This window comes from Paenarthrobacter sp. (assembly GCF_031180005.1).
GTDB lineage: Bacteria > Actinomycetota > Actinomycetes > Actinomycetales > Micrococcaceae > Arthrobacter.
The window spans coordinates 21,066-38,518 of record NZ_JAPSHI010000010.1 but is presented as its reverse complement, the minus strand read 5'-3'; the positions used below and the strand labels follow the sequence as shown (position 1 = coordinate 38,518).

The window sequence follows — 17,453 nt, the reverse complement described above, 5'->3', positions numbered from 1 at the left end:
CGCCCTCCGGGAGCACTGCCCTTGGATGGGCGCCCTGACCCACGAGTCGCTGGTGGAATACCTGATCGAGGAAGCCTACGAAGTGGTCGATTCGATCGAAGCCGGGGCTGTTGATGATGAACTTCGCGGTGAGCTGGGCGATGTGCTGCTTCAGGTGGTGCTTCATGCCCGGCTCGCCGAGGAGCGCGGCAGCTTCGATTTCGGGGACGTGGCTCGCAGCATCAATGCCAAGATGGTCCGGCGAAACCAGCACGTCTTCAAAGCCGACGGTTCCCTGCAGGAGAGCTTCCCGGCCAGCGTCGAGGAAATCATCGTCAAGTGGGACGCCGCCAAACGCGCGGAGAAACCGGAGCGGAATGATCCCTTCGAGGGGATTCCGCCCCATCTGCCGGCTTTGGCGGGAGCGCAGAAGTCCATGGACCGGGCCGTCCGCGCAGGGTTGGACGTTGACGCCCAAAGCCGACTGGCCGCCGTCGGACTTCCTGCCATTCCGGCCACGGAAGAGGCGCTGGGGGAGCTGCTGCTCGCCGTCGTCGCGGGTGCCCGGGAGCAAGGACTCGACGCCGAACGGGCCCTCCGTGCCGCAGTTCGATCGTTTCAGAACAACCAGGCGCAGCCTTCATGACGTGAGCTGTTGGAAGCTGTGCCGTAACGTAAGCCACTCTCGACTACGCTAGTAGCGACGAGGACGTTGAGAATTTCCCTCCACATTCCTGTAATTCGCCCATAAGGAGCACATCCATGGCGCTTATCGATGCCATCCACGCCCGCGAGATCCTTGATTCCCGCGGAAACCCGACCGTAGAAGTTGAGGTCCTGCTCTCCGACGGCCAGATCGGCCGCGCAGCAGTTCCGTCCGGTGCCTCCACCGGTGAGCACGAGGCCGTTGAGCTTCGCGACGGCGACAAGGGCCGTTACCTCGGCAAGGGTGTCCAGAAGGCCGTTGACGCCGTCATCGACGAGATCTCCCCGGCCCTGATTGGTTTCGACGCCACTGACCAGCGCAGCATCGATCAGGCCATGATCGACCTGGACGGTACGCCCAACAAGGGCAAGCTCGGCGCCAACGCCATCCTGGGTGTTTCCCTGGCCGTGGCCAACGCAGCTGCAGCTTCTGCTGACCTGCCGCTGTACAAGTACCTGGGCGGCCCGAACGCCCACGTGCTGCCCGTTCCGCTGATGAACATCCTCAACGGTGGCTCGCACGCTGACTCCGATGTTGATATCCAGGAATTCATGATCGCCCCGATCGGTGCCGAGACCTTCTCCGAAGGCCTGCGCTGGGGCGTTGAGGTCTACCACAACCTCAAGGCTGTCCTGCAGGAAAAGGGCCTCTCCACCGGCCTTGGCGACGAGGGTGGCTTTGCCCCCAACCTGCCGTCCAACCGCGCTGCACTGGACCTGATCCAGGAAGCCATCAAGAACGCCGGCTACACCCCGGGCACGGACATCGCCCTCGCCCTGGACGTCGCTTCTTCCGAGTTCTACAAGGAAGGTGCTTACCAGTTCGAAGGCAAGGCACTTTCTGCCACCGAGATGAGCGCCTACTACGCTGAGCTCGTTGCCGACTACCCGCTGGTTTCCATCGAAGACCCGCTGGACGAGAACGACTGGGAAGGCTGGAAGACCCTCACCGACACCATCGGTGACAAGGTCCAGCTGGTGGGCGACGACCTCTTTGTCACCAACCCGGTCCGCCTGCAGCAGGGCATTGACGCCGCGACTGCCAACTCCCTGCTGGTCAAGGTCAACCAGATTGGTTCCCTGACCGAGACGCTCGACGCTGTTTCCCTGGCTCAGCGCTCCGGTTACACCACCATCACCTCGCACCGCTCCGGCGAAACCGAGGACACCACCATTGCTGACATCGCCGTTGCCACCAACGCGGGCCAGATCAAGACCGGTGCCCCTGCCCGCTCCGAGCGCGTTGCCAAGTACAACCAGCTGCTGCGCATCGAAGAAGAACTCGACGACGCCGCACGCTACGCCGGCCGCAGCGCGTTCCCGCGTTTCAAGGGCTAGCCTTCAGCGAAAACACGTAACCGGTGGCTATGGTGGAAAGACCATGGCCGCCGGTTCTGTTTAACTCCGGTTCTGTTCACCACAGGCCAGGTCAGCAACAGCAAGCGCAGCAACCCGCCAGGCAAGCACCGGGCATTACAGGAGTGTCATGGCCACCCGTCGTCCAAAGGTACCCAGGGCCGACGCCCTTGGTCGTCCGTCAAGTGGTGCGCGTCCGTCAAGTGGTACCAGTCCGGTCAGCGCAACTGGCGCCACCGGCAAGGATTCTGAAGGCGCGGGTGCTGAGGGCGCCGACGTCATTAAAGCCGAGTTCGGCGGGCCGCGGGCTTCCTCAAAGACAGCGACGGCCAAAGCTCCGGCCAACAGCAAGACTCCCTCCGGCGCGAAGAAGAGCCACGGCAAACCGGCAGGGACTCCACCGAAGGCAACGGACAACGGCACGGAAAAACCACGGCCCGGGGCGACGGAGGACCGGGAGCTGGATCCCGTACCGGCGAAGGCGTTCTCCGGAAGGATGCTCGCACTGGCAGTGGTGATGATTGCCATCACTATCCTGCTGGCCCCAACCGTGAAGATTTTCTTGGAGAAACGCGCCGAAATTTCCGCGTTGGAAGCAGAAATCGCCAGTAGGAAAGCGGAGCAAACTGAGCTGAACAAGCAACTCTCCCGGTGGCAGGATCCTAACTACGTGAAACAGCAGGCCCGCGACCGCATTAACATGGTTATGCCGGGTGAAACAGGTTACTGGGTGTTTGGGGGAGAAGAAGCCGCCGGCACACCGGGTGGCCGTTCCGGCTCCGGATCATCGGCCAACCCGGAGAATCTGCCCTGGGTGGATGCTCTCTGGGAGTCAATCAGACGATCGGCAACTGACTAGACGCGGTGCCCGCCGCCGTCGTGTCCGCATGGGACACGACAAAAGGGGCAGGAAGGTTGGCAGCGCAAGTGGAAGAGAACACGGCAGCCGTGCCGCAGGAATCCCGCCAGCCATCAGCACACGATCTCGAGGTCCTCAGCCGACAGCTGGGCAGGCCCGTCCGGGATGTAGTCGAGATCCCGGCCAGGTGCGTTTGCGGCAACCCCTTGGTGGCAGCGACAGCTCCCCGACTCAGCAACGGAACACCGTTTCCCACCACTTTCTACCTGACCCACCCGGTCATCACTTCCGCGGTGTCGCGACTTGAAGCGGGCGGGCTCATGAACGAGATGAACGAGCGACTGACCGCCGACCAGGAGTTGGCCTCTACCTACCATGGCGCCCACGATGCCTACCTTCAGGCCCGCAACCAGATCGCTGATCGCTCCGGTACCGGAGCAGTGCCCGAGATCGACGGTATCTCTGCCGGCGGTATGCCCACGCGCGTGAAGTGCCTGCATGTCCTGGTGGGGCATTCGTTGGCTGCTGGCCCGGGTGTCAATCCGCTGGGGGACGAGGCCCTGGACGCAATCACTGAGTGGTGGACCAAGGACCGCTGCTATTGCGACGGAGCCTGGGACACAGCCGGCGAGGCACCTTCGCGGGACTTGAGCCGCCATGGTCCGCAAGGGCTGCCGGACATCGTGGGGCGTCCCGCGCCGGTGCGGAAGTCGAAGATCGAATCCCAAGACGAGCAGGAGGGAACCGCATGAGCCGAGTGGCTGCCATTGACTGCGGAACCAACTCCATCCGGCTTCTTATCGCTGATGTCTCAAATGGACAACCGGATGCGCAAGGCCCGCTGACCGACGTCGTGCGTGAAATGCGCGTGGTGCGGCTGGGCCAGGGCGTCGATGCCGCGGGAGAGCTGGCTCCGGAGGCCTTGGAGCGCACGTTCGCTGCTACGCGGGACTACGCCGGGCTGATTAAGGAACACGACGCCGGGGGAATCCGTTTCGTTGCCACTTCGGCCTCTCGTGATGCCAGTAACCGCCAGGTCTTCGTGGACGGCATCCGGGATCTCCTGGGCGTGCAGCCGGAGGTCATTTCCGGTGACGAGGAAGCTGCGTTGTCCTTCGCAGGAGCCAGCAGTGTCCTGCCGGCCACGGGGGAGGACGCCATCCTGGTGGTGGACCTTGGCGGTGGGAGTACCGAATTTGTGCTGGGCGACTCCAGTGGCGTTATCGCGGCGCGCTCTGTGGACATTGGCTGCGTGCGGCTGACTGAACGTCACCTTCGCAGCGATCCGCCCACGGCTGCGCAAATCACCGCAGCAGAGGTCGACGTCGATGCCGCACTTGATCTTGCCGCGCAGACCGTGCCCCTTGACCGCGCCACAGCGGTTGTTGGCGTGGCCGGTTCCATCACCACCATCACCGCGCACGCGCTGGGCTTGAGCGAATATGAGCCGGGCCGGATCCACGGTGCTTCGCTGGATCTCGAAACCATCACCGATGCATGCACGAGCCTGCTGGAAATGACGCGCGAAGAACGTGCGGCCCTTCCCTACATGCACCCGGGACGCGTGGACGTGATCGGAGCGGGAGCTTTGGTGTGGCGCCGTATTTTGGCCCGGATGGCAACGGTCAGCAACGGGACCATTCGCGCGGCTGTTTCCAGCGAACATGACATTCTTGACGGCATCGCCCTGAGTATCCGGGACGGCGAATGACGTTGCGGCACCGACGCACCCTGTCCGCTGCGCTTGCCACCACGTTGGCCGGCGGGGCGCTTGCAGGGGCGCTGTTGTCGGCTCCGGCAGCCAACGCGGACGCGTGGCGTGACAAGGAGTACTGGCTCAAGGAATCGGGCGTCACCAACGCTTGGCAGGTGTCCAAGGGTGCCGGCGTCAAGGTCGCGATCATCGATAGCGGTGTTGACGGAAGCCACCCTGATCTTAAGGGCGTTGTGGTGGGAGGGACAGATGTCTCCGGGGCCGGGGCTCCGAACGGACAGAAGAGCATCGGCGCCAAGCCCGAACACGGCACCCTTGTTGCAACGATGCTCGCCGGGCGCGGCCACGCCACGCCCACCCCGTCGGCCTCGCCGTCGCCGTCGGCCTCAGGCTCAGCAGCACCAAAGCCACCGCCACCGCCCCCGACCACTCCGCCTGCCGGGGGACCGGACGGAATTACAGGAGTTGCGCCTGAAGCGGAGATCCTGGCCATCTCAACGTGGCTCGGTTCACCCAACCCGGGTGGCAAGACCGATCAGGAGCAAATACCTGAGGCCGTGCGCTGGGCGGTGGACAACGGCGCCAAGGTCATCAACATTTCCCTTGGCAGTACTTCGCCGGATTGGCCGCAGAGCTGGGACGCAGCGTTCCTGTACGCGGAGCAAAAGGACGTGGTGATTGTTGCCGCAGCGGGAAACCGGGTGGGTGGAAACATCCAGGTCGGCGCCCCGGCCACCATTCCCGGAGTCCTCACGGTAGCCGGATTGGACGGCGAGGGACGCGCCAGCGTGGACTCGTCTTCGCAGGGCATCAGCATTGGAGTAGCAGCCCCGGCAGAGAAGCTGGTGGGCGGCCTTCCCGGAGGCTCGTACGCCGAGTGGGCAGGAACGTCCGGAGCGGCACCCATCGTGTCAGGCGTGGCAGCACTCATACGTTCCAAATGGCCGGAAATGAGCGCCACCCAGGTCATTAACAGGATCGTCAGCACCGCGAAGGATGCCGGCGCCCCAGGCAAGGACCCTCTTTATGGCTACGGCATCCTGGATGCTGAGGCCGCGTTGAAGAATGACGTACCCACCACCAGCACCAACCCGCTGGGTTCCATTGCGGACTGGATCCGCGTCCATCGCCGCGGCGTCTTTAGCGAACCTTCGCAAGCGCCCGTGGCGAGTCCTACCAGCGCCGCTCCCACGCTTGCCGATCCGACTGTCCCTGTTGCGAAGACGCCGGCCACCGTGGACGACGCCCTTCCTGCCGCCGTCGTACTTGGTTTTGGCGCGTTGTTTATTGCCCTCGTGGCAGGTGCAGCCATCCAGCTGCGGAGAGTGCTAAAGAACCCGCCAGCGGTGCCCGAAGAGGTGGAAACTGGCGCCCTTTTGAAGGTCGATCCACCCTCCAGGCAGTAGTTAGTGAAGATTTTCACAAAGTGCTGTACTCTGGACTTATGGCAACCACCCCAGAGCTCATTGACCGTCCCCGGGTTCTCGTCGTCGGCGGCGGCTACGTCGGCCTGTACGTAGCACTCAAACTGCAGAAGAAGATCGCGAACGCAGGCGGCATCGTCACCGTCGTTGATCCACTGCCGTACATGACCTACCAGCCCTTCCTCCCCGAAGTAGCCGGTGGCAACATCGAGGCACGCCACGCCGTCGTCTCCCACCGTCAGCACCTCAAGCAGACTGAGCTCATCCAGGGCCGCGTCACCAGCATCGACCACGCCAACCGGACCGCCGTTATCGCGCCATCCGATGGCGGCGAGAACTTCGAAATCCCGTACTTCGACGTCGTGATCGCAGCCGGCGCCATCACTCGCACGTTCCCCATCAAGGGCCTCGCGGACAAGGGCATCGGCCTGAAGACCATCGAGGAAGCCGTAGCGCTGCGCAACAAGGTGCTGGAGCGCATCGAAGCCGCTTCCACCATGACTGATCCCGCAGAGCGCGCCAAGGCGCTGACCTTCGTTGTGGTGGGTGGCGGCTTTGCCGGCATCGAATGCCTCACCGAAATGGAAGACCTCGCCCGCGCCGCTGTGCGCAACAACCCGCGCATCCGCCAGGAAGAAGTCCGCTTCATCCTGGTTGAAGCCATGGGCCGCATCATGCCCGAGGTCACCGCCTCGCAGGCCGAGTGGGTTGTGGAGCACCTCCGTAGCCGCGGCATCGAAGTACTCCTGAACACCTCCCTTGACAGCGCGGAGGGCAACCTCAAGCTGATCAACCTCCCGGACAAGACCTCCGCCGGTGAAGTTGAAGCAGACACCCTTGTCTGGGCTGCCGGCGTGCAGGCCAACCCGATGATCCGCTCCACCGACTTCCCGCTGGAACCGCGTGGCCGCGTTCGCGTCCTGCCTGACCTGCGCATCGCAGGCGACGAAGGCATCGTGGAGAACGCCTGGGCCGCCGGCGACATCGCCGCTGTTCCCGACCTCACGGGCAAGGGCCTGCCGGACGGTACCTGCGTCCCCAACGCCCAGCATGCCCTGCGCCAGGCCAAGAAGCTCGCCAAGAACCTCTGGGCCTCCCGCTGGGACAAGCCGCTGCACGACTACAAGCACAAGAACCTCGGCGCTGTAGCCGGTTTCGGCGAGTGGAAGGGTGTGGCCAACATCAACCTGCTCGGCCGCATCGGCCTCAAGGGCGGCCTCGCCTGGCTGGCCCACCGTGGTTACCACGGCATGGCGATGCCCACGGTGGAGCGTAAGTTCCGCGTGATCCTCGGCTGGATCCTGGCCTTCTTCGCCGGCCGCGACACCACGCCGCTGATGGACCTGGACAACCCGCGCGGCGCCTTCGTGGCGGCAGCGACCCCGGCTCCCAAGCCTGCTGCCGCTCCGGCGCCGGTGGAAGCCAAGCCGGTTGCCGAGGAAGTCAAGACTCCGGTAACTGCTGACGCCAAGTAGTACACGCACGACGGCGGCCGTCCCCCTGAGGGGGATGGTCGCCGTCGGCGTTTAACGCCGCCGCTCAGCAGTGGCGCGGTCTACGCCCCTAGACTGTTGCCATGTCCGGTGAAACTGATCTGAAGACGCTCCTGGAATCCCTTCATCCCGTTGCCCGTGACGGCGACTACGTGTACGCCCTCTGGCCGCACGGTCGGCCTCTGGAAGGTGGCATCGAAGCGGCCGTTCGCGAGGCCGAAGGCCTGACTGTAGTCCTTAACCGCGACGAAGCCGATTCTTTGGGCCTTAGCTACGATTTCGTGGCTACGTGGATCACACTCCAAGTTCATTCGGCTTTGGAAGCCGTGGGTCTCACAGCTGCTGTCAGTGCTGCGCTGACTCACGCGGGGATCAGTTGCAACGTTCTGGCTGGGTTCCATCACGATCACCTCCTGGTGCCGTCAGCAGACGCAGGCCGGGCCATGGACGTGTTGCGGCTTCTGGCACGAGGCGTGGTCCTTCGCTCCGAACGGCCCGAGGACCGGGCCGAGATCCTGGAACTCACTGCCCGGGCGTTCTCCGTCTCGCCGGTGACCGGTGAACCCGTTGCAGGTACACCGATCGAAGTGGGGCTCTTGCGGGAGCTTTTTGATTGCAGCGAGTACGTTCCAGAGCTCAGCATCGTGGCGGAGATGGGCGGGGAGATTGTGGGTCACGCCATCAGCACGAGGGGCTGGGTGGGAGAGCTGAAACTGCTTGGCCTGGGACCCATAGGCGTGCTTCCACCATTCCAGCGGCGCGGGATTGGTTCGGCGTTGATGCGCGAGACGACGGCCCGTGCCACCGCACTCGGAGAACCGGGAATCGCCTTGCTCGGCAGCCCTCTCTACTACCCACGCTTCGGCTACGTCCCGGCCGCGTCGTTGGGCGTTGAACCGCCCGAGGCGAGGTGGGGCGAGCACTTCCAGCTCCTGCCCCTCCCGGGATGGCCCGACGACGTCCACGGCACCTTTCGCTACGCCGCGCCATTCAATCGGCTCTAGCTGGGATACCATGGTCCGGGCGCCCCAGTAGCCCAATTGGCAGAGGCAGCGGACTTAAAATCCGCGTGTTGTGGGTTCGAGTCCCACCTGGGGCACAGAGGCAAGGTGAGAGCTCTTTCTCCCTTCCAGTGCACAGTTCTTTCCTTCCGGGCTTTTCCCAGCAAGCTCGTAGATTCCCCACAGGCAACGAGTGTTATAGGGATGTGACCTGAATCACTTATGTTCCCGTGGCAATTGCACTAGTTTGAGTCTTAATCAGGAACACCTGAGTAATCGCATCAAAGGCAGTTCGCACCTTTCGATCGAGGAGACAACGAATGTTTGATCTTTCCCCAGCGGCGCCCCGAGCCGCCAAGCTAACAGCGCTTGGCATTGGGGTCGCTCTCTTGGCCACAGCTTGCGGTGGGTCTTCGACACCTACCCAGACTGGGTCCGAATCCGCCGCCGCAGCAGGTATCGCCTGCCCGGCACCTAGCGGCGGGGCGGGAGCCGGCAACAGCCAGGCTGCCACCAACACGGGACCTGTACCTCCCTCGACCACCACCACGGCTACGCCGCTTAAGCTTGGATCGCTCCTGCCGACAACGGGGTCGCTGGCGTTCCTCGGCCCGCCCGAAATTGCCGGTGTCAACCTTGGCGTCAAGGAAGTCAACGACGCCGGTGGCGTTTTGGGTGCCCCGGTGGAAGTGACCCACCGCGACTCCGGCGACACCAAGACCGACATCGCCACGCAGTCCACCACAGCCCTGCTGGGCCAGGGGGTGAGCGCGGTTATCGGTGCGGCCTCGTCCGGCGTTTCCAAGACGGTCATCAACCAGATCACCGGCGCTGGCGTCATCCACTTCTCCCCGGCGAACACCTCACCTGACTTCACCACGTGGGACGACAAGGGCCTCTACTGGCGCACCGCACCGTCCGACGTCCTGCAGGGCAAGGTCCTCGGCAACTACATGGCTACCTGTGGCGCCCAGACCGTTGGCATGATCGTTCTCAACGACGCCTACGGAACCGGCCTGCAGAAGAACGTCAAGGAAGCCTTCGAAGCAGCCGGCGGCAAGGTTGTTGCTGAAGAGCTCTTCAATGAGGGTGATTCTCAGTTCAGCAGCCAGGTGGACAAGGTCCTCGCAGCCAAGCCGGATGCGATCGCACTGATCACCTTCGACCAGGCAAAGAGCATCGTCCCGCTGATGACCGGCAAGGGTGTCAAGCCCACGCAGCTGTTCATGGTTGACGGTAATACCTCGGACTACAGCAAGGACTTCCAGGCAGGCACCATGAAGGGCGCGCAGGGAACCATCCCCGGTACGTTCGCGAAGGACGCCTTCAAGCAGAAGCTCCTCGCGATCGATCCCGCCCTGAAGGATTACAGCTACGCAGGCGAGTCCTACGACGCCGTGAACCTGATCGCGCTGGCAGCTGAGGCAGCCCAGAGCACCAAGGGCACGGACATTGCTGCCAAGCTCAAGGAAGTCTCTGAAGGTGGCGAGAAGTGCACCGACTTCCCGTCCTGCGTCACGCTGCTCCGCGAGGGTAAGGACATCGACTACGACGGCCAGTCCGGTCCGGTAACATTCTCCGATGCTGGTGACCCCACCGAGGCATACATCGGTATCTACGAATACCAGGACGACAACACCTACAAGCCGGTCCGCGAAGAATTCGGCAAGCTCTAAACTGAACTCCGGCTAGACCGCAGTTAGAAACGGGTCCCCTTCCTCCAAGGAAGGGGACCCGTTCCGCTTTAACCGTGCTCCTGGGCCTGTCAGGTGTGTTGTGGGGCCTGCTCTGCGTGCTTAAGGGGTGTGTTTGGGGCGCAGAGTAGGCCTCGCAACGAGCGGGCCGTGCGGCATCCACCCACTTTGACTCTGCAGCCCGTCCGACGCGCCGCATTCCGCGGCGTGTCACTATGTGTGGCCGTTCAAAGGAGGTGATAACCGCACCGAGTTGGTGGTGCGTTGTGGGGCCTGGTGTGCGGGTTTGGGGGTGTGTTTGGGGCGCAGAGTGGGCCTCGCAACGCGCGGGCCGTGCGTTGTGGGGCCTGGTGTGCGGGCTTGGGGGTGTGTTTGGGGCGCAGAGTGGGCCCCGCAACGAGTCGGTAGTCCGGAGCCGTCACAAACGAAAGGAGGGCCCCGGGGTATTCCGGAGCCCTCCTTTGCCCGTACCTTAGGTGTGAGGCGATTAAACCTCGTCGGCCAAAGTACCCAGGTAGAGCTGGATGACCTTGGGGTCCTTCATAAGCTCACGGCCGGTGCCGGTGTACGCATCCTTGCCCTGGTCCAGAACGTAGCCGCGGTCGCAGATCTGCAGGCAACGGCGGGCGTTCTGTTCCACCATGATCACCGAGACTCCGGCGCGGTTGATCTCATGGACACGGAGGAAGGTCTCGTCCTGCTTGACGGGGGACAGGCCAGCCGACGGCTCGTCGAGCAGCAACACAGCCGGGTCCATCATGAGTGCCCTGCCCATGGCCACCATCTGGCGTTCACCGCCGGACAGGGAACCTGCACGCTGGGCACGCCGCTTTCCCAACTCGGGGAAGAGACCGGTGACAAAGTCGAAGCGTTCGGAGAAGTCCTTGGGCCGCTGGAACATGCCCATTTGGAGATTCTCTTCAATGGTCAGCGTGGCGAAGACGTTGTTGGTCTGCGGGACGAAGCCCACACCCTGGGTGACCAACTTGTTGGCCTTCAACCCTGTGAGGTCCTGCCCACGAACCACCACTGTGCCGGAGTGGACCTTCACCAGGCCGAACATGGCCTTCAGGAGCGTGGACTTACCGGCGCCGTTAGGGCCGATGATGCCAATCAACTCACCTTTGCGGGCCTCTATGCTGCAGCCGTTAAGGATGTTGACGCCAGGAATGTAGCCTGCCACGAGGTTGGTGACCTTGACCACGGAATCGCCGGCCGGGGCGGCCGCCGAGGCGGGCATTGCGCTGGTGCTGCTCATTTCCCGTCCTCCTTCTTGGTTTCTTCGATCTCGGACAGGATGCCGGCGTCTTCGGTTCCCACTACCGACTCTTCGTCAGCTTCGAGTTCTGCCTCAAGCACCTTGATGCCTTCAGCGTCGCCAAGGTCAACATCGTGGTGGGCACCAAGGTAGGCATCAATCACGGCGGGGTTCTTCATGACCTCGCCCGGAGGTCCTTCGGCAACAACTTTGCCTTCGGCCATGACCACAACCCAGTCAGCAATGTGGCGGACCATGTTCATGTCGTGCTCCACGAAGAGCACGGTCATGCCCTCGGCTTTGAGGTTCTTGATGTGGTCCAGCAGCGACTGCGTCAATGCGGGATTCACACCGGCCATGGGCTCATCCAGCATCACCAGCTTGGGTTTGACCATCAAGGAGCGTGCCATCTCCAGGAGCTTCCGCTGACCACCGGAAAGTGACGCTGCATAGTCGTCCTTCTTGGTATCCAGCTTGAACTTCTCCAACAGCACGTTGGCTTGGGCCGTGATTTCCTTTTCGCGACCTCCCCAGATGCCTTTGAACAGGGCTTTGGACAGCCGTTCTCCGGGTTGGTCCGCAGCACCAAGGCGCATGTTTTCCATGACGGTCAGCTTGCCCATTACTTTGGTCAGCTGGAACGTGCGAACCATGCCCATACGGGCAACCTTGTAAGAGGAGACGCCAGCCAGGCTGTTGCCTTCAAACTGCCACTTGCCCGTATTGGGAGTGTCAAAGCCCGTGAGCAGGTTGAACAAAGTGGTCTTGCCGGCTCCGTTGGGGCCGATCAAGGCGGTGATCTTATGGCGGGGGATCTCGAGGTATTCCACGTCCACTGCGTTGATACCGCCAAAGGAACGCGTGACGTCCTCTGCCACCACAATGGGGTCGCGTTTCTTGCAGCCGGGGGTGTTTTCCCCGACGGCGATGGGCCGCGAATCGGTCATGTAGTCGATATTTTCGGTGTTGCGTTCGTTGGTCTCACTCATGCGAAAGCAAGCTCCTTCTTATTGCCGAAGACGCCTTGCGGGCGGAAGATCATCAGGAGCATCAGCGCAACGCCCACCAGGATGTAGCGCAGTTGGCCGGCCTGGACTGTGGTCAGCCAGGTGACTGCCCCTGATTCGATGAGGCCGTAGAGCAGGCTCTGGGTCAGCGAGAGCACCACCCAGAAAATCATTGCGCCAATGACCGGCCCCAGGACCGTGGCCATGCCGCCGAGAAGGAGGCAGGTCCACAGGAAGAACGTGAGTTCTGTGCCGTAGTTGGATGGCTGGACGGCGCCGCGGGGGAGGGTGAAAATCATGCCCGCCAAGGCGCCAAGCACGCCACCAATGATCAGGGCCTGCATCTTGTAGGCGTAAACGTTCTTGCCGAGTGAGCGAACAGCGTTCTCGTCTTCCCGGATGCCCTTCAGGACGCGACCCCAGGGGCTGCGCATCAGGAGCCACACCAGGAGGCAGCACACGATGACCAGGCCCCAACCGATGACGCGGATAAAGAAGTCCCGATTGTTCATGCCCATGTAGGACCCCTCAGGGAAAGGGTTCATGGCATAGAAGGTGTTCTCAAACGCTGCCAAGCCGTTGGCGGAGCCTGTGACGCTTGTGAGTTGGTTGGTGGTGACCACGTACCTCACAATTTCAGCGGCGGCGATGGTGACGATTGCCAGGTAGTCCGCCCGGAGCCGCAGCGTAGGAATACCCAGGATGAAAGCGAAGATCACCGAACAGAGAATAGAGATGATCAGTGCCAGGAAGAACGGGGCGTCGAAAGTCAGGGTGGAGATGGCGAAACCGTAGGCACCAACCGCCATGAAACCGGCCTGGCCGAAGTTCAACAGGCCTGAGTAGCCGAAGTGCACCGCGAGGCCCAAAGCGGCAAGTGCGTAAGCCGCCGTCGTTGGGCTGAATAATTCGCCAAGGGCGCTGGAGAAAATGAATCCGAAGTCCATGGCCCGCTCCTAACCCACACGCTCACGCCGGCCGAGGATACCCTGCGGTCGGAACAGAAGGACAACAATCATGATGAACAGGGCACCGACGTACTTGAGGTCGGCCGGGAGGCCGAACACTGTAGTCAGTTCCACGAAGATGCCGACGACGATCGAACCGATCAGGGCACCGAACACGGTTCCCAAACCACCCAGCGTCACGCCGGCGAAGATGAGCAGCAGGATCTGCGAACCCATGTCGAAGGTGACGCCCGGACGGTAGTACGCCCAAAGGATGCCACCCAGGGAGGCGAGGACGCCGCCAACGATCCACACAATGCGGATAACGGAGTCGACGTCGATGCCGGAGGCGGCTGCCAGTGCGGGGTTGTCGGCTACTGCACGGGTTGCTTTGCCGAGACGGGTCTTCAGCAGGACGATGCCGATCAGGGCGATGACTACTGCACTGATGATCAGCGACCACAGGTTGTTCGGGGAGATCGAAACAGGGCCGATTTGGATTTCAGCACTTTGAGCGCCGGGCAGCTGCTGTGTTGCACCGCCGAAGAAGAACTGGATGACGTAGCGGATGGCCAATGCCAGACCGATGCTGACGATCATCATGGGGACCAGGCCGGAGCCACGCTTCCTCAACGGCCGCCACAGACCTGTGTCCTGGACGTAGCCGAAGAGACCTCCGCCGACCAAGGCAAGCAGGATGGCCAGCCAGAAGGGGAGTCCGAAGGCGTTGAACATGAACACCAGGACTGCACCCAGCGTCACCATCTCACCGTGGGCGAAGTTGGTCAGTCCGGTGGTTCCGAAGATCAGGGAGAGGCCAACTGAGGCGAGTGCCAGGAGGAGGCCAAAGCTCAGACCCGCAACGAGGCGATTGAGGAGGTTTTGGCCGAAGTCCTGTTGCTGGACCACGATGCCCTCGCCGAAGGCAAAGATCACCGACAGGTTGGATGTCTGGCTGAACGTGACATCGCGGGGATTGTCCTGGCCCTCGGCCAGGGCGATGCCCTCCGGCAAGGTGGAGGTGTCCAGCTCGATGGTGTAAGTGCCTTGGACAGGAACGCCGATGGTCCAGGCTCCGTTGGCTCCGGAGGTGGCTTCACCTTCAAACCCGTTGCCCGTGGCTTTGATCTTGACGCCGGGTATGGGGGCCCGGGCATCATCGCGGAGGAACCCGCTGATGTTGTTCTGGAAAGTCGTCGGTGACGGCGAAGGCGAGGGGGTGGTTGCCTGTGCCGAAGGGGCGGCGATCAACAGAGCAGTGATGAGGGCTGCGAACAGCGCCCCCATGACTCTCTGCAGTCCCTTGGACCGTCTCATGGACGGGTCGCGCAGTGTGCTTCTCAAAATGGAAACCTCCACAGTGGGGGTGGTCCCGGCTGCGCCTTTGCAGCCGGTGCGAACGGTCATGGGGCTTGTGAACAGTTCTTGCCTAGCTGCCTCGTTTGTGATCTAAGTCACCCATGTGTGGCCTATGTTACCGTCCGGTGGAGATAATAAATGCCCCGTTCGGGGGTGGGAAGATCGCGATCGGATAACAACTGTGAAGCTATAGGCAACTAGTGATGTAGCAACCCTTAAGTAAACCTTTGTTGTTTAAGGGTGCTACTAAACGTTTGGAGGGTTACAGTCTGCCGATTTCTTGTCACGGTTGAGTTTCGTCTCCGTGAACAAGGGAACTTTCCCTGCCACGCGCGCGTAGTAATTGGTACCGTGAACTATCACTAGCCCTTTTTCAGGAGGACACCCGCAATGGCACTTGGCGGAAACCCAGTCTTCAACGGAAAGAATTTCCGTGGAGCAAAGCAGGCCCCGCCTGTACCGCAGAACCCGTACGGCCAGCAGTTCAACCAGGCGCCCGGCCGTGCACCGAGCCAGGTCATGGACGGCCACGCAGCATGGTCTGCCCAGCAGCAGAACATGACCAATGAGCAGCTGCAGCAGATGTACAACCAGCCCGCTGCAGGCCCGGCCGACACCGGCCGCATGACCTATGACGACGTCATCATGAAGACTGTCGCCTGCCTCGTGGTTCTCATCCTCGGCGCCGGCGTCACGCTCTTCGTGGCGCCCGCGCTCTCCACCATGCTCATGATCGTTGGTGCCTTGGGCGGATTCGTCCTGGCATTGGTCAACACTTTCAAGAAGCAGCCTTCACCGGCCCTGATCCTTGCCTACGCCGGCCTTGAGGGCCTGTTCCTCGGTGGCCTCACCCGCATCCTCGATGGCATGTACCCCGGCGTCGGCCTCCAGGCCGTCATCGGTACGCTGGCAGTCTTCGGCGTCACTCTGGCGCTCTTCAAGAGCGGCAAGGTCCGCGCCACCCCGAAGATGATGCGCTTCTTCCTGATCGCCACCATTGGTTACGCGGTCTTCGCGCTGATCAACATGGCTATGGTGTGGACCGGCGCTGTGCAGGAGCCCTTCGGCCTCCGCACAAGCGTTGAGATCTTCGGCATCCCGTTGGGTGTCTTCATCGGCATCCTGGCCATCGGCCTGGCAGCGTTCTCGCTGATCATGGACTTCACCAGCATCGAAGAAGGCGTCCGCGCAGGCGCCCCGGAGCGTTACTCCTGGGTTGCTGCATTCGGCCTGACGGTCACCCTGGTTTGGCTCTACGTGGAAATCATCCGCCTGCTGGCAATCCTGCGAGGCGACGACTAGCTACAAACAGCTCCAACGCGAAATGCCCCCGAAGAGACTTCGGGGGCATTTTTGCGTCCTGGCTTAGTTTGCGGGCTGGCTAGCTCAATCGTTCGAAAACAACCGCCATGCCCTGGCCGCCACCTACACACAATGTGGCAAGTCCCAGGGTTCCGTCTCGTTCCTTGAGGCCGTTGAGGAGCGTGCTTGTCATCCGGGCGCCGGTCATGCCGAAGGGATGGCCCAGGGCAATGGCCCCGCCGTGGATGTTGAGCTTTGCAGGGTCGATCCCAAGTTCACGGGCGCTCGCCACCACCTGCACGGCGAAGGCCTCGTTGAGCTCCACCAGATCAATGTCGTCTATCGTTAGGCCGGCCAGCGCGAGGGCCCGTCGCGTGGACTCCACGGGCCCCATGCCCATGAGCTCGGGGGAGAGGGCGCTGACGGCGGTTGAAACCACCCGCGCGAGAGGCTGCAGGCCCAGTTCGCGCGCGCGTGAGTCACTCATCACTACTACCGCGGCGGCGCCGTCGTTGAGGGGGCATGCGTTGCCGGCTGTAACGGTCCCCTCAGGACGGAAGACGGGCTGCAACGTGGACACCGCATCAAGGGTGACTCCTGCCCGTGGAGAGTCATCCCTGTCCACCACAAAGCCGTCCTTGCGCGTGTAGGGCGTGATGTCCCGGGCGTAAAACCCTGAGGCGATAGCGGCTTCGGCCCGATTCTGGCTCAGGACGCCCCACTCGTCCTGCTCCGCCCGGCTAATGCCATAGCTGGTGGCAACGTTCTCCGCCGTCTGGCCCATGGAGATGTAGATGTCCGGCAAGCGGCCGCCGAGCCGGGGGTCGGTCCAAGGGATGTTGGACGCCGCGCGGGATGCCGTACGTTGGGCTGCCGCCTCGAACAGCGGGTTGTGGTTGGACGAATCCGTTTCGCCGGCACCTGCCCAGTTCTGGTATCTGGAAACACTCTCCACGCCAGCGGAGACAATCGCGTGGGCCTCCCCGGATTTGATGGCGTGGAAGGCCATTCGCAGGGTCTGCAGGCTCGAGGCACAAAAGCGGTTGATGGTGGCTGCGGGTACTCGGTCCAGCCCGGCAAGGACAGCAACCACCCGCGCCATGTTGGAACCGGCCTCGCCGCTGGGTTCAGCGCAGCCCAGCAGGATGTCGTCCAAGCCCTGCCCGTCCTCCGCTCCGGGATCGAAGCCCGGAACTTTCGCCAGCGCGGCCTGCACCATGGCGGTTGCCAGGTCATCCGGACGTTCGTCTATGAGGGACCCTTTGAAGGCCCTGCCTATAGGGCTTCTTGCAGTTGCTACGATGACAGCCTCAGTCATGGCCTTAGCTTACGCCCGGCATCCGCTGGGACGCCGG

15 protein-coding genes and 1 tRNA gene are annotated in these 17,453 nt (G+C 62.6%); 11 read left to right on the top strand and 5 right to left on the bottom strand.

Annotated features, from left to right (window positions below):
• Window positions 1-25: 25 nt before the first annotated feature.
• From RIF72_RS09390 to RIF72_RS09345, 10 genes are all read left to right on the top strand, one after another.
• A complete protein-coding gene (locus RIF72_RS09390) occupies window positions 26-625 on the top strand; it encodes a MazG nucleotide pyrophosphohydrolase domain-containing protein (RefSeq protein ID WP_309074548.1) in 600 nt (199 codons plus the stop codon).
• A gap of 116 nt (window positions 626-741) precedes the next feature.
• A complete protein-coding gene (eno, locus tag RIF72_RS09385; RefSeq protein ID WP_309074547.1) occupies window positions 742-2,022 on the top strand; it encodes a phosphopyruvate hydratase in 1,281 nt (426 codons plus the stop codon).
• 148 nt (window positions 2,023-2,170) lie between these two features.
• A complete protein-coding gene (locus RIF72_RS09380) occupies window positions 2,171-2,899 on the top strand; it encodes a septum formation initiator family protein (RefSeq protein WP_309074546.1) in 729 nt (242 codons plus the stop codon).
• Window positions 2,900-2,967: 68 nt separating this feature from the next.
• Window positions 2,968-3,651 carry a DUF501 domain-containing protein gene (locus tag RIF72_RS09375; RefSeq protein ID WP_309074635.1) on the top strand — a complete coding sequence of 228 codons (684 nt, stop codon included), beginning with the start codon at window positions 2,968-2,970 and terminating at the stop codon, window positions 3,649-3,651.
• The gene (locus RIF72_RS09370) at window positions 3,648-4,610 is read left to right on the top strand and encodes a Ppx/GppA phosphatase family protein (RefSeq protein ID WP_309074545.1); all 963 of its coding nucleotides are present in this window, start codon (window positions 3,648-3,650) and stop codon (window positions 4,608-4,610) included. Before RIF72_RS09375 ends, RIF72_RS09370 begins: the two co-directional genes overlap by 4 nt.
• The gene (locus tag RIF72_RS09365; protein ID WP_309074544.1) at window positions 4,607-6,019 is read left to right on the top strand and encodes a S8 family serine peptidase; all 1,413 of its coding nucleotides are present in this window, start codon (window positions 4,607-4,609) and stop codon (window positions 6,017-6,019) included. Before RIF72_RS09370 ends, RIF72_RS09365 begins: the two co-directional genes overlap by 4 nt.
• A gap of 38 nt (window positions 6,020-6,057) precedes the next feature.
• Window positions 6,058-7,512, top strand: a complete 1,455-nt coding sequence (locus RIF72_RS09360) for an FAD-dependent oxidoreductase (protein WP_309074543.1) — start codon at window positions 6,058-6,060, stop codon at window positions 7,510-7,512.
• Window positions 7,513-7,613: 101 nt separating this feature from the next.
• The gene (locus RIF72_RS09355) at window positions 7,614-8,534 is read left to right on the top strand and encodes an N-acetyltransferase (RefSeq protein WP_309074542.1); all 921 of its coding nucleotides are present in this window, start codon (window positions 7,614-7,616) and stop codon (window positions 8,532-8,534) included.
• 21 nt (window positions 8,535-8,555) lie between these two features.
• A tRNA-Leu gene (locus tag RIF72_RS09350) sits at window positions 8,556-8,629 on the top strand.
• 222 nt (window positions 8,630-8,851) lie between these two features.
• Window positions 8,852-10,207: an ABC transporter substrate-binding protein gene (locus RIF72_RS09345; protein ID WP_309074541.1), complete on the top strand. Its 1,356-nt coding sequence runs from the start codon at window positions 8,852-8,854 to the stop codon at window positions 10,205-10,207.
• 505 nt (window positions 10,208-10,712) lie between these two features.
• Here RIF72_RS09345 and RIF72_RS09340 read toward each other — a convergent pair.
• From RIF72_RS09340 to RIF72_RS09325, 4 genes are read right to left on the bottom strand one after another with little or no spacing between them, the layout of a single operon-like run.
• Window positions 10,713-11,483 (bottom strand): ABC transporter ATP-binding protein, encoded by a 771-nt coding sequence (locus RIF72_RS09340; RefSeq protein WP_309074540.1) that lies wholly within the window; start codon window positions 11,481-11,483, stop codon window positions 10,713-10,715.
• Window positions 11,480-12,472 carry an ABC transporter ATP-binding protein gene (locus RIF72_RS09335; RefSeq protein ID WP_178997853.1) on the bottom strand — a complete coding sequence of 331 codons (993 nt, stop codon included), beginning with the start codon at window positions 12,470-12,472 and terminating at the stop codon, window positions 11,480-11,482. Before RIF72_RS09335 ends, RIF72_RS09340 begins: the two co-directional genes overlap by 4 nt.
• Window positions 12,469-13,437: a branched-chain amino acid ABC transporter permease gene (locus RIF72_RS09330; protein WP_309074539.1), complete on the bottom strand. Its 969-nt coding sequence runs from the start codon at window positions 13,435-13,437 to the stop codon at window positions 12,469-12,471. The genes RIF72_RS09335 and RIF72_RS09330 overlap by 4 nt, the downstream gene beginning before the upstream one ends.
• Before the next feature lie 9 nt (window positions 13,438-13,446).
• Window positions 13,447-14,724, bottom strand: coding sequence for a branched-chain amino acid ABC transporter permease (locus RIF72_RS09325; RefSeq protein WP_309074634.1), 1,278 nt, complete (start codon window positions 14,722-14,724; stop codon window positions 13,447-13,449).
• Window positions 14,725-15,186: 462 nt separating this feature from the next.
• Here RIF72_RS09325 and RIF72_RS09320 point away from each other — a divergent pair, with 462 nt between their 5' ends.
• Entirely contained in the window at window positions 15,187-16,098 is a 912-nt protein-coding gene (locus tag RIF72_RS09320; RefSeq protein ID WP_309074538.1) for a Bax inhibitor-1/YccA family protein, read from the top strand.
• Window positions 16,099-16,177: 79 nt separating this feature from the next.
• Here the strand turns inward: RIF72_RS09320 and RIF72_RS09315 are convergent, their stop codons facing one another.
• Complete coding sequence (locus tag RIF72_RS09315; RefSeq protein WP_309074537.1) at window positions 16,178-17,416, bottom strand: acetyl-CoA C-acetyltransferase; 1,239 nt, start codon at window positions 17,414-17,416, stop codon at window positions 16,178-16,180.
• Window positions 17,417-17,453: the final 37 nt, after the last annotated feature.